General features: G+C 73.3%; 11 protein-coding genes. 10 read left to right on the forward strand and 1 reads right to left on the reverse strand.

Annotated features, from left to right (window positions below; all coding sequences use genetic code 11):
• Positions 1 to 40 precede the first annotated feature (40 nt).
• The 6 genes from U8525_RS02815 (at position 41) to U8525_RS02840 (ending at position 9,522) form a co-directional block, all read left to right on the forward strand.
• Complete coding sequence (locus tag U8525_RS02815; protein ID WP_374260789.1) at positions 41 to 1,144, forward strand: AAA family ATPase; 1,104 nt, start codon at positions 41 to 43, stop codon at positions 1,142 to 1,144.
• Entirely contained in the window at positions 1,144 to 3,456 is a 2,313-nt protein-coding gene (locus U8525_RS02820; RefSeq protein ID WP_374260792.1) for a DUF5682 family protein, read from the forward strand. Before U8525_RS02815 ends, U8525_RS02820 begins: the two co-directional genes overlap by 1 nt.
• Positions 3,453 to 4,670, forward strand: a complete 1,218-nt coding sequence (locus U8525_RS02825) for a VWA domain-containing protein (protein WP_374260794.1) — start codon at positions 3,453 to 3,455, stop codon at positions 4,668 to 4,670. Before U8525_RS02820 ends, U8525_RS02825 begins: the two co-directional genes overlap by 4 nt.
• Positions 4,663 to 7,539: a HEAT repeat domain-containing protein gene (locus U8525_RS02830; RefSeq protein ID WP_374260797.1), complete on the forward strand. Its 2,877-nt coding sequence runs from the start codon at positions 4,663 to 4,665 to the stop codon at positions 7,537 to 7,539. Before U8525_RS02825 ends, U8525_RS02830 begins: the two co-directional genes overlap by 8 nt.
• A 172-nt stretch (positions 7,540 to 7,711) precedes the next feature.
• Positions 7,712 to 8,461 carry a class I SAM-dependent methyltransferase gene (locus U8525_RS02835; protein WP_374260801.1) on the forward strand — a complete coding sequence of 250 codons (750 nt, stop codon included), beginning with the start codon at positions 7,712 to 7,714 and terminating at the stop codon, positions 8,459 to 8,461.
• 77 nt (positions 8,462 to 8,538) lie between these two features.
• Entirely contained in the window at positions 8,539 to 9,522 is a 984-nt protein-coding gene (locus U8525_RS02840) for a serine protease (protein ID WP_374260804.1), read from the forward strand.
• A 53-nt stretch (positions 9,523 to 9,575) separates the two neighbouring features.
• On the opposite strand, the gene U8525_RS02845 is transcribed toward U8525_RS02840, so the two are convergent.
• Positions 9,576 to 10,970 (reverse strand): M20/M25/M40 family metallo-hydrolase, encoded by a 1,395-nt coding sequence (locus tag U8525_RS02845; protein ID WP_374260807.1) that lies wholly within the window; start codon positions 10,968 to 10,970, stop codon positions 9,576 to 9,578.
• Between the two features lie 97 nt (positions 10,971 to 11,067).
• Between U8525_RS02845 and U8525_RS02850 the strand changes: the two genes are divergently transcribed.
• The 4 genes from U8525_RS02850 (at position 11,068) to U8525_RS02865 (ending at position 15,698) form a co-directional block, all read left to right on the forward strand.
• Positions 11,068 to 12,087, forward strand: coding sequence for a dipeptide epimerase (locus U8525_RS02850; RefSeq protein WP_374260810.1), 1,020 nt, complete (start codon positions 11,068 to 11,070; stop codon positions 12,085 to 12,087).
• Positions 12,084 to 13,286 carry a DUF819 domain-containing protein gene (locus tag U8525_RS02855; RefSeq protein WP_374260813.1) on the forward strand — a complete coding sequence of 401 codons (1,203 nt, stop codon included), beginning with the start codon at positions 12,084 to 12,086 and terminating at the stop codon, positions 13,284 to 13,286. The genes U8525_RS02850 and U8525_RS02855 overlap by 4 nt, the downstream gene beginning before the upstream one ends.
• 12 nt (positions 13,287 to 13,298) lie before the next feature.
• Positions 13,299 to 14,243 (forward strand): serine hydrolase, encoded by a 945-nt coding sequence (locus tag U8525_RS02860; protein ID WP_374260815.1) that lies wholly within the window; start codon positions 13,299 to 13,301, stop codon positions 14,241 to 14,243.
• A gap of 378 nt (positions 14,244 to 14,621) precedes the next feature.
• Complete coding sequence (locus U8525_RS02865) at positions 14,622 to 15,698, forward strand: NAD(P)H-dependent flavin oxidoreductase (RefSeq protein WP_374260818.1); 1,077 nt, start codon at positions 14,622 to 14,624, stop codon at positions 15,696 to 15,698.

Consider the following 15,698-nt stretch of genomic DNA (forward strand, 5'->3'; position numbering starts at 1 on the left):
CGGGGGAGGTCACCAGGGCGTTTGCCGGATGTCAGACCGAGTGGATAGCGTGCAGCTCATGCCGGACATCCGCCTGCCTGCCGAAGCGAAGTACAAGAACGAGCTGGACGCACTCGCCGCGCATGACGACAAGCCCCGCCCACCGGGTTGGGCGCTGTCGCCTCGCGCCGTGGAGACGTACATCCTGGGCAGCCCCAAGCCCGTGGGCGGCGTCGCCATCACGCCCAAGTACGTGGGCGACAAGGGGCTCATCCAGGTGTGCATCGCCACGCTCGCGTCGGACCGCGCGCTGATGCTCGTGGGCGAGCCGGGCACCGCGAAGAGCTGGCTGTCCGAGCACCTCTCCGCGGCCATCAGCGGCACGTCCGCGCTCGTCGTCCAGGGCACGGCGGGGACCAGCGAGGACCACATCAAGTACTCGTGGAACTACGCGCTGCTGCTCGCGCAGGGCCCCACGCCCGCGGCGCTGGTGCCGTCGCCCATCCTGCGCGCCATGCGCGCGGGCAGGTTCGCCCGCTTTGAAGAAGTGACGCGCACGTCGCCGGAGATTCAAGACTCGCTCATCTCCATCCTGTCGGAGAAGCAGGTGTCGGTGCCGGAGCTGGGAGAGGTCACGAGCGCCCAGCGCGGCTTCAACCTCATCGCCACCGCGAACACGCGCGACCGCGGCGTCAACGAGATGAGCGCCGCGCTCAAGCGCCGCTTCAACTTCGTCACCGTGCCGGTGGTGGAGGACCTGGAGCAGGAGATCCAAATCGTCACCAAGCGCGAGGCGGAGCTGCGCACGGACTACCAGGTGGGCGTGCCGCCGCCGGAGGAGCTGTCGCGCGTGCTGCTGACGCTCTTCCATGAGCTGCGCAAGGGCGTGACGAAGGATGGAAAGACGAAGGTGCGCACGCCGGGCGCGGTGCTGTCCACGGCGGAGGCCATCAGCGTGCTCTTCAACAGCTCCATCCTCGCGCAGCAGTTCGGCTCCGGGACGGTGACGTCGCAGGAGCTGGCGGCGTCGCTGGTGGGCGCGGTGGTGAAGGAGCAGGAGGACGACGTCAAGGCGCTGCGCGAATACATGGAGACGGTGGCCAAGGGGCGCACGGGCCCGTGGAAGGAGCTCTACACCGCCAGCAAGAAGCTCTTGAGGGGCTGATGGACCTGGCACTGCTCTCCCGGGTGCAGCACTTCCCGGTCCGTCACCACTCGCCGCGCACCACCGCGGTGCTCCTGAAGTGGCTGGAGCGCGTGAAGCCCGCCGTCGTCCTGGTGGAGGGCCCCTGCGACGCGACGGCGCTGGTGGACGTGCTGTGCGACGCGCAGACGCGGCCGCCCGTGGCCATCCTGGGCTACCGCACGGACGGCACCCCGTCCTCGTCGCTGTGGCCCTTCGCGGCGTACTCGCCGGAGTACCAGGCGCTGAAGTGGGCCCGGGCGAACGGCGCGCGGGTGGAGTTCATCGACATCCCGGTGGGCGTCAGCCTCGCGGTGGATCGCCAGGCGCCCGGGCTGGGCGTGGAGACGGAGGAGGCCGAAGCGCACGCGCCGGTCCCCGACGAAGCCGTGCCGCTCACGGAGGCGTTCGCGCGCTCGCAGGGCTACCGCTCCTTCGAGGAGTTCTGGGAGGCGGCCTTCGAGGCGCCGGACTGGAGCCCGGAGCAGTTCCGGCCGGTGCTCACCGCCTGGGCGGACGTGGTCAACGCCGGGCCCCGGCAGGCCTACCACCGCCAGCGCGACGCCTTCATGGCGCGCAAGGTGCTGGAGGTGGTGGGGCGCGGCGTGGCGCCGGAGCAGGTGGCGGTGGTGGCGGGCGCGGCGCACACCGCCGCGTTCCTCGCGGGGGACGTGGACCCGAAGGAGGAGGCGAAGCTGCCTGCGGGCGGGCCGTGCGCGGTGACGGTGATTCCGTACAGCTTCCCGCGCCTGGCGGAGCAGCTGGGGTACGGCGCGGGCAACCGGGCGCCGCACTTCTACCAGAAGGCCCACGAGGCGGACTGCGACTTCCGGCGGGCCACGCTGGAGGTGCTGCTGGACTTCGCGGCGCACCTGCGGATGCGCGGCTTCTCCGCGTCGCTGTCGGACGTGCTGGAGGCGTACCGGCTGGCGGTGACGCTGTCGGACCTGCGCGAGAAGAGCGCCCCGGGCCTGGATGAGCTGCGCGAGGCCACCGTGGCCACGCTGTGCCGCGGCGACGCGACGCACGTGGACGGCTTCCTGTGGAAGAGCGTCATCGGCCACGAGGTGGGGCAGGTGGCGAGCCGCATCGGGCAGAACTCGCTCCAGGCGGAGTTCTGGCGCGAGGTGGGCGAGCGCCGGCTGCCGCGCACGGACAGCCCGGAGACGTTCACCCTGCGCCTCAACAACCCGGTGGAGGTGGGCTCCTCCGTGTTCCTCCACCGGCTGCGCGTGGCGGGCATTCCCTATGCGTCGCTGTCCGGGACGGGCTCGTCGCGCAAGCAGGGCGCGGACGGCGAGCCCGGCGGCTACGCGGCGCTCACCCGGGTGCGCGAGGCCTGGCAGGCGCAGTGGACGCCGTCCACGGACGTGGCGCTGGTGGAGAAGATTGTCTTGGGCGACTCGCTGGAGGGCGTGACGACGCGCGTGCTCCAGGAGCGGCTGACGCAGGCGAAGACGACGGCCGAGGCGGCGGACGTGCTGCTGGAGTCCGTCATCACCGGCTGCTCCCAGACGGTGGCCCAGGCGCTCAGGGCCTGTGACGCGCACGCGGCCACGGACGCGGACCTGCCGTCGCTGGCGAGCGCGGCGCGGGCGCTGTCGGGGCTGATGGCCTATGGCACCTCGCGCGCGCACTCGGACGTGGGGGACGAGGCGGTGGCGGCCCTGGGGGAGAAGACCTTCAACCGGGCGCTGCTGCGCGTGCGCGAGGCCAGCGCCTGCGCTCCGGAGGCGGTGCCGCCGGTGCTGGACGCGCTGCGCACGCTACAGGAGGTGGCGCTGTCCCAGCCGCGCGCGGACAAGGCGGCCTGGTTCGCGGAGGCGCGCGGGCTGATGGAGAGCCACGCGGTGCACCCCGCGACGTCGGGGCTGGCCACGGGCCTGCTGTACCTGGCGCGCGAGCTGCCGGAGGCGGACGTGGCCCTGGAGGTGGGGCGGCGGCTGTCCGCGGCGGTGGAGCCCTCGGACGCGGCGGCGTACCTGGAGGGCTTCCTCCAGGTGAACGCGCTGGTGCTGGTGAAGAGCCGCGACGTGGTGAAGGCGCTGGACGCGTTCCTCGTCAGCGTGGAGCCCGAGCGCTTCCGGCAGACGCTGCCCGTCCTGCGACGGGCGCTGGGCGTGCTGGGGGCCACGGAGCGGCGCTACCTGATGGAGAACGTGATGGGCGTGCGCCAGCTGAAGGACCAGGGCCGCGCGGTGAAGGCCGTGCTGGAGGAGCAGGACAAGGCGACGCTGAAGGACCTGAGCGCGGACCTGGGCAAGGCGCTCGATGACCTGGATGACCTGCTATGAGCGTGGACCCCAAGGACCTGGACCCGAAGGACCGCGACGCGCTGTTGCGCTGGCGGCTGGCGCTGGGCCCGGAGGCGGAGAAGACGGGGGCCTGCCCGTCCTTGAGCGCGCTGGGCGCCAGCGCGGACACGGTGGACCTGAAGGGCGACGACCTGGACGGCCTGGATGACGCGCTCTCGTTCGTCTACGGCGAGCGCGCGGCGGGGCGGGGCGGCTCGAAGCCGTACCTGCCCAGGTGGCTGGGCGCGCTGCGCGACTTCTTCCAGGACGACGTCATCGCGCTGGTGCAGAAGGACGCCATCGAGCGCAAGGGCCTCACCCAGCTGCTCTTCGAGCCGGAGACGCTGCCCTTCCTGGACAAGAACCTGGAGCTGGTGACGACGCTGGTGAGCGCCCGGGGGCTCATCCCGGAGCAGGCCAAGGACACCGCGCGCGCCATCATCCGCGAGGTGGTGGAGGACCTGCGCAAGAAGCTGGAGTCCCCGCTGCGCACGGCGGTGCTGGGGGCGCTGCGCAGGGACAGGACGAGCCCCATCCCCATCGCGCGCAACATCGACTGGCGCCGCACCATCCGCTCCAACCTGAAGGGCTGGGACGCGGAGCGGCGGCGGCTCATCCCGGAGCGCTTCTACTTCTGGCCCAACCAGCGCCGGCACCACGAGTGGGACGTGACGCTGGTGGTGGACCAGTCCGGCTCCATGGCGGAGAGCGTGGTGTACAGCTCCGTGATGGCGGCCATCTTCGCGTCGCTGGACGTGCTGCGCACCAGCCTGGTGCTGTTCGACACGGAGATCGTCGACATGACGCCCGTGCTGTCGGACCCCGTGGAGGTGCTCTTCTCCGCGCAGCTGGGCGGCGGCACGGACATCAACCGGGCGGTGGCCTACGCGCAGGAGCACTACGTGCGCCGGCCGGAGAAGACGCTCTTCATCCTCATCACCGACCTGTACGAGGGCGGCAACGCCGAGGAGCTGGTGGCCCGGCTGCGGCAGCTGGTGGACTCACGCTCCAGGGTGCTGTGCCTGCTGGCGCTGTCGGACAGCGGGCGGCCGTCCTACGACCACGCGATGGCCGAGCAGCTCACCGCGCTGGGGATCCCCTGCTTCGGGTGCACGCCCCGGAAGCTGGTGGACGTGGTGGAGCGGGTGATGCGCAACCAGGACCTGGCGCCGCTGCTCGCGTCGAACGACACGAAGGGGGAGCGTCATGGCTGAGGTGCGGCCCGTCATCGGGATGGGCGGAATGACGGAGATCATCAGCGACAAGGCGGAGCTGGCCAAGGGCGCGGCCCTGTTCGACGGCAAGCAGCTCACCAACCTGTCGCGCTTCGAGAACCGGCTCTTCGCGGACGCGGCGGGCTCCGGGGCCACGCCATACAAGGTGTCGCTGGTGTTCGGCGAGGCGCGCTCGGACGTGAAGGGGCGGTGCTCGTGCATGGCGGCGCGCTCGCGCCCGTTCTGCAAGCACGCGGCGGCGCTGCTGGTGGCGTGGGCCCGGGCCCCGCAGGCCTTCGTGACGGCGGAGGCGGCCCCGGCCGCGCCCCCGGGCACGGGCGGCGCGAAGAAGAGCGTGAAGAAGGGCAAGGCGGAGACGGGCGACCTGATGAAGGCCGGCGTGGCGCAGGTGTCCACGCTGGTGCGCGAGCTGGGCCTGTCCGGCGTGGCGTCGCTGGGCTCGGAGCGGCCGGAGCAGGTGCGCGCGCTGGGCGAGGCGCTCCGGGCCAACGGCCTGCGGCGGCTGTCCGCGCGGGCGGTGGAGCTGGCGGGCCTGCTGGACGCGGCGGCCGCGCGCACGGGCACCTTCGAGGCGCCCGTCTACACGGACCTGGTGGCGGACATGCTGCTCACCGCGCGCAAGGTGGAGAAGCACCTGGGCGGCGAGGCGCTGGAGCCCCGCCACGTCGAGGAGCTCATCGGCAAGACGTGGACGAAGAAGGACCGCGCGCCCGTCGCGGGGCTCGCGCTGGTGGAGTACGCGTTCTCCTCCAAGGTGACGCCGGACCGGTTCCTCATCCGCGAGAGCCGCTTCGTGGACCTGGCGTCCGGCGGCCACTACAGCGAGAAGCAGATCCTCCCCGCCAGCCTCAAGACGGTGGCGCCGAAGATGAGCCACGCGGGCTCCGTGCTCCAGGGCGCGCACGGCGGGCAGTACCCGGGCTTCGCGCCGCACCGGCTGGACCTGGAGGCGTGGAAGGACGGGGCGCCGGTGGACCGGGCGGCGCTGGAGCGGCTGGTGGAGGTGGCGCTGCCGGACGTGGCCGCGGTGATGGCGGCCTTCCAGGAGCACCGCAAGGACGTGTTCGCGCCGGACCTGCTGCCGGTGGCCGTGCGGGTGGAGCTGTTGCTCGCCAGCGGGGCCCGCTCGCAGTTCGTGGACGGCGCGGGGCGGGGCCTCTTCCTGCCCGTGGACCCGTCGCTGGAGGAGCCGCTGGCGAGCGCGCTGGAGGACGCGAGGCTCCTGGCGGTGCTGGGGGACGTGGGCCTGGAGGCGGCGCTGCCGACGCTGTTCCCCTCGGCCGTCGTGGTGCGGACGCCGGAGGGGCTGGACCTGCGCCCGCTGGGGCGCCCCGCGGAGGCGGCCGGGGCGCCCCGGCGGCGCGGCCGGGTGCGGGCCCCCGTGACGCCGAGCGCGCTGCCCCGCAGCGGGTGGGCGGACGCGGCCCGGGCGGCGGGCGCGTCGCGGGCGGCCATCGCGCTCGCGGAGGTGCGCGACGAGCTGGCGGACGCGTTCGCCAGCGGCCTGGCGGCGCTGGGGCCGCGGACGGTGGAGCCGCTGGTGGCCCGGCTGAAGGAGCTGGGGCTGGAGAAGCCGGGCGCGCTGCTGGAGGCGCTGGCACAGCGCTCGGACCCGGCGGAGCGGCTGGAGGACTTCATCAAGGTGTACCAGGTGCTGGGCATCGCGCTGGTGCGGCTGGCGGGCGCGGTGCAGGTGGACCTGGCCGGGCTGGAGCCCGTGCCCACGCACCCGAGCATCCACGTGCTCCGGCCGGCGGAGGTGCTGAGCCCGGGCGAGGCGATGGTGCGCCGGGCGCGCGGCGAGCTGACGCGCTACGAGGCGGCGGCGCACGCGGCGCGCTACTACGCGGGCCTGGGGCCGGACGCGCTGATGCGGGACCTGTATCCGGCGTGGAGCGACGGCGCGGCGAGCGCCTTCGTGGCGCGGACGGTGGCGGCGCGCGGGGAGGCGGCGCTGGGGGTCGTGCGGGGCGCGCTGAACGAGCGCCACAGCCGCATGGTGCGCCGCACGGCCATCCGCGTGCTGGGCGCGATGGGCGGGGTGCAGGCGCGGCGCGAGCTGGACGCGTTGACGCGCGCGGGGCACGACATGGGCCTGCGCCTGTTCGCGCGGGAGACGCTGGAGGACGTGCAGGCCCGGGAGGCGGGGGAGCGGGCCGTGGCGGAGCTGGCGCGGCGCCGGAAGGACAAGGCGGTGCCGCTGATGCAGGCGGCGCTGTCGGAGACGACGAAGGACGCGCGCGCCGCGGCGGTGGCGATGCTGGCGGACCTGGGCACCGTGGCGATGCCCGTGCTGCGCCAGGTGCTGCACTCGGACCCGGCGCGCGAGGTGCGGCGCGAGGCGGCGGAGGCCCTGGCCCGGATGGGGGACGCGGACGTGCTCGACCGGTTCCTCGACATGGTGCAGGGCCGCGGCCACGACGACGTGGAGGCCAAGCACGCCGTGTACGCGCTGGGCATGCTGGGCGACGTGCGCGGCGCGGAGGCCCTGCTGCTGGCGTTCGCGGACGGGTGGAAGCCCGGCGTCGTCGCGGAGTCCATGCGCGCGCTGGGGCTGGCCCTGCTGCGGCCCGCGTTGAACCTGGCGGAGTCGCGCCCGGAGGTGCTGGAGCGGCAGGCGCTGCGCGGCCTCTTCGAGGCCTTCGACCCGCCCCTCCTGGCGAAGGAGCTGCTCGCCCGCGTGGACGCGTCCCGCGAGCACCCGGAGCTGCTCACGCGCGCGGCGGTGTACCTCAAGGCCGCGGCGGGGACCCCGGCGGTGGGCAAGGTCGTGGCCGCGCGCCTCCTGGAGCTCCCCGCCGTCGCCGGGGACAAGGCCCTGGCCAAGGCGGCGAAGAAGCTCCTGTGACGCCCGGCGCGACCGCTTCGGGGGGAGGCCGATTCCAGTGGGCGAGGCCGTCAGGGGGGAGGGGCCTCCCGGCGGCCCCGCTGAAGCGCGGGGGCAGGCGGGGCTCCGCGCGCGTTCCGGTCCACCGCGAGCCATTGCGTGGTGCCCGGAATCCGGACAGCCTCCGTGCCGCATGACGGCTCCCGCTCCTCCTCCCGCGCCTCCATCGCGCAGCGACGACGTGCTGGACGCGTACGACCTGCCGTTCCACGAGCGGCTGGCGCTCCAGTTGCTGGGCATCCTCATCGCGGTCGTGCTGCGCGTCACCGACCTGCTGCTCCTGCTCCCGCGCCCCCGCCTGCTGAAGCCGTACCTGGGGCTGTGGTGGCAGCGCATCCTGTGGACGCCCTACCGCGCGCGGCGCACCTTCGAGATGACGCGGGTGCTCCAGACCACGGGCCAGTCGTTCCGCGAGCTGATGTACGGCGAGACGCCGCTGGTGACGGCGCTGTGGTTCCTCAAGAAGGCGGGCGTGGGGCGCGGCAGCCGGGTGGTGGACCTGGGCGCGGGGCGCGGCCGCGTGCTGCTCGCCGCGCGCTGGTGGGGGGCCGGCGCGCATGGCGTGGAGCTGCTCGCGGACCACGTGGCGCGCGTGGCGCCGTGGCTCAATCCCGCGGGCATCACGCTCACCGTGGGCGACATGACCCGCGAGCCGCTGGCAGACGCGACCCACATCTTCTGCAACTGGGTGGCGTTCAGCCCGGAGACGAAGGCCCGGCTCGTCGCCCACCTGCGCACCTGCGCCCCCGGCACGCGCATCATCACGGTCACGCGTCCCATCCAGGCGGAAGGCTTCACCGGCCATGTCCACCAGTGGATGCTCTTTACCTGGGGGTTTGAGAAAGTCTGGCTTCAAGAATACCGCCCGGACGCAATCACATAATCTTGACGCGTTGATGTCAGACGTCACTTCTAGTCTGCCAGCCTTCACTCGCAGTTGGATGGGAAAGGCAGGCAGACATGCACTTCGGTTTGAGATGCCGTAACGCCTTCGCCGCGGCGGTGGTCGCCCTGGTCGTGGGTGGGGGCGCGGCGCGGGCCGCGTCGGAGGCGAGCGTGTCGGCGGACCCCACGGACAACGCGGGCTCGCGGACGTTCGCGGCGCAGTCGGACCTCGCCGCGGTGCTCGCGTACTGGACGCCGGAGCGCATGGCGGCGGCGGTCCCGGTGGACGTGCCGACGACGTCGGGGACGGCGCCCGTCAGCCTGCGGCGCACGCCGGAGGACAAGGCGTGGGGCCAGGTGGACGGCGCGGAGCCCCGGGGCGGCGTGCCCATGGGGGCGGCGGACATCCACTCCATGAGCGGCCGGGTCTTCTTCACGGGCGACCAGGGCGGGAACTACTCCTGCTCCGGCAGCACGGTGAACAGCAACGGCAAGCGGGTGGTCTTCACCGCGGGCCACTGCGTGCACGGCGGCGGCGCGGGGCGCGGCTGGCACTCCAACTGGGTCTTCGTGCCGGCGTACCACGCGGGCTCGCCCTACGGCGTGTGGACGTCGTACCAGCTCTGGACGAAGAACGGGTGGATCAACAACGCGGACCGCTCCTATGACGTGGCGGCGGCGGTGATGAACCCGCTCAACGGCGTGCGCATCGTGGACGCGGTGGGCGGCCAGGGCATCAAGTGGGGCATCGGGTACGGGCAGTACATCTACCAGTTCGGCTACCCGGCGGATCCGCCCTACGACGGCTCGCAGCTGTACTACTGCGCGGGCACCACCTGGAACGAGAGCGGCTTCCCCACCATCAGCTGCTCCATGACGGGCGGCGCCAGCGGCGGCCCGTGGCTGGAGAGCTATGGGCAGACGTTCTGGGCGTACCTGTACTCGGTCAACAGCTGGCAGTTCTGGAACCCGGATCCGACCCACGTCTACAAGTGGCAGGGCCCGTACTTCAGCTACGACACGGCCGGCAGCCTCTACGACCTCGTGAAGGACATGTAGCGCTGTCTCCTGGAGGGAGCGGCGCTGTGGCCGCTCCCTCCGGGCGTCGAACGTCAGCGCGTCAGGTGCTTCAGGGTGAGGTAGACGAACTCCGCGCCGGGCTGGAGGGACGCCACCGGGACGCGCTCGTTGGGGGCGTGCGCGGTGCGCGCGTCGTCCGGTGTCAGCGCGAAGAGGTCGATGCCGTAGGCGTGGATGCCCGCGCGGCGCAGCGTGGCGGACTCGGTGGTGCCGGTGGACATGCGGGGAATCACCGGCGCCTTGGGCCACACCTTCGCCGCGGCGGCCTTCACCGCGCGGAACATGGCGTTGTCGCCCACGGGAGACATGGGCGAGTCCGGCGGCGACACGTCCATCTCCACCTGGACGCCCGGGTCGTTCACGGCCGCGACGATGCGCTCGCGCACGGCCTGCGGGTCCGCGTCCGGCAGCAGGCGGCAGTTCACGGTGGCCTCGGCGGTGGCGGGGATGACGTTGGACTTCGCGCCCGCGGTGAACACCGTGGGCACGCAGGTGGTGCGCAGCACGGCGCCCAGCGCGGGCTCCAGCCGGGCCACGGTGGCCACCGCGTCCTCGGGCGGCGCGTCCGGCGCGGCGGCGATGCGGCGCAGCGCTTCGCCCAGCGCGCCCGGTGTCGCCTGGGCGCGGCCCTGCACGTGGAGCCTGGCGGCGGGCGTCAGGTGCGCGGGGAAGGTGAGGGCGCCCACGCGCGCCACCGCCGAGGCCACGCGCACCAGGGGCCCGGCGTCCACGGGCGGCGCGGAGGAGTGGCCCCCGGGGCCCGAGGCCTTGAGCGTCACGTTGCGGGACACGCGCTCCGCGGCCTGGAGCGCCACGAAGCGCACCTCCCTGCGGTCCGGCGACAGCTCCGTGAGGCCGCCCTCGTTGAGCGCGAGCTCCGCCTCCTTCAGCTCCGGGCGGTGCTCCAGCATCCAGTCCAGCCCCTGTCCGGAGCCCACCTCCTCGTCCGCGCCCAGGTACAGGAGGATGTCGCGCGAGCGCGCGCCGCCCTCCTGCTTCAGCCGGCGCAGCGCGAGGATGCTCGCCGCCGCCATGCCCTTGTTGTCCTGCACGCCGCGGCCGTACAGCAGGCCGTCCTTCTCCGTGAGCGTCCACGGGTCGGTGGCCCACTCGGCCTTCACGGCGGGCACCGTGTCCAGGTGCGCGAGCACGAGCACCGGCCGGCCCTTGCCGCTGCCCTTCAGGCGCACCAGCAGGTTGCCGCGCCCGGGCGAGGGCTCGATGAGCTCCGGTTCGAGGCCCGCCTCACGCAGCCACCTCTCCGCCACCCGGGCCGCCGCCGTCTCGTTGCCGGGCGGGTTGGAGGTATCCGCGGCGACGAGCTCCGCGAGCAGCGTCCGCAGCTCATCCCTCGGCGCGGGACGGGATGACGCGGCGTGGCTTGGACCCAGCGCGAGCGAGGCGATGACGAGGGGCAGGAGACGCATGGCGCGGAGGCTCGCGCCTTCCGGCCCTGGAAGGCAACGGAAGCGGTGTTTGCCGGGAGTGCCGTGTTAAGGGAGGGGCCCTGGAGGGATTCCGCCCATGGCCTCGCCGTTGAGCTTTCGCACCGTGGAGCTGCCGCTGCGTCACGCCTGGACCATTGCCCGGGGCACGAGCACGGTGAAGCGCAACGTGTTGGTGGAGGTGCGCGCGGAAGGGCGCGTGGGCTACGGCGAGGCCGCGCCCAACGTGCGCTACGGCGAGTCGTGGGAGTCGGTGGAGGCGGCGCTCCACAAGCTGGCCCCCGTGCTGGAGGGCCGCGACCCGCGCCACTTCCGCGACGTGTCCGAGGCCGTGGACGCGGCGCTGCCGGACAACCCCGCGGCGAAGTCGGCGGTGGACCTGGCGCTGCATGACTGGGCGGGCAAGGTGATGGGCGTGCCGCTCTACCGGATGCTGGGCGTGGACCCCACGCGGCAGCCGGTGACGTCCATGTCCATTGGCATCGACGTGCCGGAGACGCTGGCGGTGAAGGTGCGCGAGGCGGCGGACTTCCCGGTGCTGAAGGTGAAGCTGGGCGCGGACCGCGTGCGGGAGGTGTTCGGCACGGTGCGCGAGCTCACGGCGCAGACCCTCCGCGTGGACGCGAACGAGGCGTGGACGCCGGACGAGGCGCTGGCGCACATCCAGTGGTTGTCCACGCAGGGCGTGGAGCTGGTGGAGCAGCCGCTGCCCGCGGCGGACGTGGAGGGGGCGAAGTGGCTGCGCGCGCGCTCGCCGCTGCCGCTGGTGGCGGACGAGTCGCTGACGAAGGCGGCGGACGTGCCGGGGCTGGCGGAGGGCTTCCACGGCATCAACGTGAAGCTCCAGAAGAGCGGCGGCATCCGCGAGGCATTGCGCATCATCGAGACGGCGCGCGCGTGCGGCCTGAAGGTGATGCTGGGCTGCATGGTGGAGACGGGGCTGGGCATCGCGGCGGGCGCGCACCTGGCGCCGCTGGTGGACTGGGTGGACCTGGACGGCAACCTGCTGCTGGCGGAGGACCCGTTCCGGGCGCACCCGGTGGTGCAGGGCCGCATCCAGCTGGGGGCGGGCGCGGGCCTGGGCGTGGAGCCCCGGTGACGCCACCGCTCATCCAGGACCCGATGGCGGTGCTCGCCGTGCTGCTCGCGGTGCTGGCGGGGCTGTATGCGTTGCAGCGCTACCCGGCGGTGGAGCGGTTCTTCAACGTCGTGCCGCTGCTGGTGTTCGCGTACTTCGTGCCGACGCTGCTGTCGAACCTGGGCGTCATCCCCACGCAGTCGGAGCTGTATCGCTTCACGCGCGTGTACCTGCTGCCCGCGAGCCTGGTGCTGCTGGTGCTGTCGGTGGACCTGCCCGCCATCGCGCGGCTGGGGCGCAACGCGGTGGGCGTGTTCCTGGCGGGCTCGGTGGGCATCATGGTGGGCGGGCCGCTCGCGTATCTGGCGTTGGGGTGGCTGGTGCCGGCGGAGCTGGGGGTCCAGGCGTGGAAGGGACTGGCGGCGCTCAGCGGGTCATGGATTGGGGGGAGCGCGAACTTCGTGGCCATTGGCCAGAGCGTGGGCGCGCTGGACAGCACGCTGAGCATGCTGGTGGTGGTGGACGTGGGCGTGTCCAACGTGTGGACGGCGGTGCTGCTGTCCTTCGCCGGGCGGGAGAAGGCGATGGACGCGAGCATCGGCGCGGACCGGACGGCGCTGGACCGCGTGCGCGAGGAGTCCGCGCGCCTTCAAGCGGCGTCCGCCCGGCCCGCGAGCCTGGCTGACCTGCTGTCGATGCTGGCGGTGGCGTTCGGCGTGACGGTGGCGTGCACGGCGCTGGCGAGGCACCTGCCGGACCTGGGCAACGTGGTGACGGGCTTCACGTGGGTGGTGTTGCTGGTGACGACGGTGGGCGTGGTGCTGTCGTTCACGCCGGTGCGCAGGCTGGAGGGCGCGGGGGCGAGCCGGGTGGGCTCGCTGTTCCTGTACCTGCTGGTGGCGACGATTGGCGCGCAGGCGGAGTTCCGGCGGCTGTGGGACGCGCCCGCGCTGGTGGCGGTGGGGGCGCTGTGGATGTGCATCCACGCGGCGGTGACGATGGGCGCGCGGCGGTGGCTGAAGGCGCCGGTGTTCTTCGCGGCGGTGGGCTCGCAGGCGAACGTGGGCGGGACGGCCTCCGCGTCCGTGGTGGCGGCGGCCTTCCATCCCGCGCTCGCGCCGGTGGGCGTGCTGCTGGCGGTGCTGGGATATGTGCTGGGCACCTACTGCGGCCTGGTGACCGCGCTGATGCTGGAGCAGGTGCACCGGCTGCTTCACTGAAGGGAGACGCGGATGCGGACGGTGCTGCGCTGGGCGTGCCTGCTGGCGCTGGGAGGCTGCGCGACGACGCCGGCGCCGAGCGCGCCGCGCGAGTCCTTGGGCGCGGTGGTGGAGTCGCTGGCGCGCGAGGCCGCGCGGCTGACGCCCGGGACGGACCTGTCGCTCGCGGTGATGGACCTGCGCACGGGGGAGCTGGCGAGCGTCTCCGGTCTGGAGCCGCACATCTCCGCCAGCTCCGCGAAGGTGCTCTGGGTGGCGGCGGCGCTGGGGCAGCGGGACCTGGCGACGGTGGCGCCGCTCGCGGAGGAGGTGTTCCGCACGTCGGACAACGAGGCATCGGGCGAGGTCATTGACCTGGTGGGCGGACCGGATGCCATCAATGTCTACCTTCGCGGCCTGGGGCTGGCGCACACGGCGCTGACGAAGTGGAACTACGGCCGGGAGCGCTGGGCGACGAACTCGCCGCGCGCGATGGGGCGGGACAACTACTTCTGCGCGGATGACATGGTGTCGTTCCTGGCGCGGTTGGACCGGCGGGAGGTGTTGCCGCCGGAGCCCACGGCGCGGCTGCTGAAGTGGATGGAGCTGACGCCGCGAGAGGGCTGTGGCGGTTGGCTGGGGACGCGCCTGCCCGCGGGGGGCCGCGCGTCGCTCCAGCACAAGGGCGGGTGGCTGCCGCCGGGCTGCTGTGGGGATGACGCTCGCTACAACGTGCTCAACGAGGTGGGGCTGGTGACGCTGCCGGATGGTGGGCGGTACGCGGTGGCCCTCCTGGCTTCACGCGGGCCCGACTGGCCGCGGCAGGCGTTCTTCGTGGAGCGCGCGTCCTGTGTCCTGTACCGGCACCTGGCGAAGGACGCGGCGCTGGACTGCGGTGACGCGCTGGCGAAGGCCGGAGGCCCCGCGCCCGTGGTGCTGGAGCCTGGGACGCCGGCGCCGAGCTACGACTGCGAATGACGTGCGGTGCCCAAGGCGGTCCGACCTGAATCCAGTCCCCAGGGTTGAGAAGGTGAGAGTCCCGCGCGGACTCCCTGCCGGAGGCGGACCGCGAAAACCTGTCCGACAGTCGGACAGGCTGGGACGGCACGGCAAGACCTGTCCGACAGTCGAACCGGCTCGGACGACGGAAACCTGTCCGACAGTCGGACAAGTTTGGGACCAGCCCGGGCGGGGGGGCGTCACGCCGTAACCCCGTTGGACTGACGCGGGCGGCACGGTGCGCCTCGTGCGTGGCATGGGGCGTGAAAGAAGGACTGATGCCTCCGGGGCGCATGGCGTCCCCGCGTGAGCCCTGGCTGTTAGTGCTGTCCGGCTGAATCACGGGGAGGTGTAGCCATGATGGATCCGCAGGCGTGGCGCAGGTTCGCGGAGCGGCTCGGGGTGGCGCATTCGATCATCCAGGCTCCGATGGCGGGCGGCCTGACGCCGCCGGAGCTGGTCGCGGCGGTGTCCGAAGCGGGCGGCTTGGGCTCGCTGGGCGCCGCCTATATGCAGCCGGAGGACCTCGCCCAGCAGGCCCGCGCGGTGCGCGCGCTCACCTCGCGGCCCTACGCCATCAACCTCTTCGCGCCACAGCCCGCCGTGGCTCCCGTGGAGCCGGAGGCCACGCTCGCCATCCTCGCGCGCTTCCATGCGGCGCTGGGGCTTCCTCCCCCCGTGACCTCGGCGGCCGCGATGCCGGACTTCGCGAAGCAGGTGGAGGCGGTGCTCGACGCGGCGCCCGCCGTGTTCAGCTTCACCTTCGGCGTTCCGCCCGCGCCGGTGCTGGAGGCGTTCCGGTCGCGCGGCGTCCTCGTCGTGGGCACGGCGACGAACGTGCGCGAGGCCCGGGCGCTGGAGGCCGCGGGCGTGGATGCGGTTGTCGCGCAGGGCTCGGAGGCGGGCGGTCACCGGGGCTCCTTCGGCGGTTCGTTCGATGCGGGCATGGTGGGGACGATGGCGCTCGTGCCGCAGGTGGTGGACGCCGTGCGGGTGCCGGTCATCGCCAGCGGCGGCATCATGGACGGGCGCGGCATCGCGGCGGCCCGGATGCTGGGCGCGGCGGCCGTGCAGCTGGGCACGGCGTTCCTGCGGTGCCAGGAGTCCAGCGCGGCGGCGGCCCACAAGGCGCTGCTGCGCGAGGCCCGGGATGAGTCGTCGCGCATCACCCGCGCCTTCTCCGGGCGCCCGGCCCGGGCCATCCCCAACGAGCTCACGACCGCGCTGGAGGAGGCCGGCGCCATCCTGCCCTTCCCGCAGCAGCACGGGGCCACGCGCGCGCTGCGGGCCGCGTCGTCGAAGCAGAACGACCCGCGCTTCATGGCCCTGTGGGCGGGGCAGGGCATCGGCTTGTCGCGCGAGGGCCCGGCGGCGGACCTGGTGCGGGCGCTGGTGGCGGAGACCGACGCCGCGCTGTCCGCCGCGCGCGGCTGA

Source organism: Corallococcus sp. RDP092CA, from assembly GCF_041903675.1.
Lineage (GTDB): Bacteria > Myxococcota > Myxococcia > Myxococcales > Myxococcaceae > Corallococcus.

Excerpts from the sequence above, each read along its gene's own strand:
- U8525_RS02860 (WP_374260815.1), top strand. The coding sequence starts at position 13,299 with ATGCGGACGGTGCTGCGCTGGGCGTGCCTGCTGGCGCTGGGAGGCTGC.
- U8525_RS02850 (WP_374260810.1), top strand. The coding sequence starts at position 11,068 with ATGGCCTCGCCGTTGAGCTTTCGCACCGTGGAGCTGCCGCTGCGTCAC.
- U8525_RS02845 (WP_374260807.1), bottom strand. The coding sequence starts at position 10,970 with ATGCGTCTCCTGCCCCTCGTCATCGCCTCGCTCGCGCTGGGTCCAAGC.
- U8525_RS02865 (WP_374260818.1), top strand. The coding sequence starts at position 14,622 with ATGATGGATCCGCAGGCGTGGCGCAGGTTCGCGGAGCGGCTCGGGGTG.
- U8525_RS02820 (WP_374260792.1), top strand. The coding sequence starts at position 1,144 with ATGGACCTGGCACTGCTCTCCCGGGTGCAGCACTTCCCGGTCCGTCAC.
- U8525_RS02840 (WP_374260804.1), top strand. The coding sequence starts at position 8,539 with ATGCACTTCGGTTTGAGATGCCGTAACGCCTTCGCCGCGGCGGTGGTC.
- U8525_RS02830 (WP_374260797.1), top strand. The coding sequence starts at position 4,663 with ATGGCTGAGGTGCGGCCCGTCATCGGGATGGGCGGAATGACGGAGATC.
- U8525_RS02835 (WP_374260801.1), top strand. The coding sequence starts at position 7,712 with ATGACGGCTCCCGCTCCTCCTCCCGCGCCTCCATCGCGCAGCGACGAC.
- U8525_RS02825 (WP_374260794.1), top strand. The coding sequence starts at position 3,453 with ATGAGCGTGGACCCCAAGGACCTGGACCCGAAGGACCGCGACGCGCTG.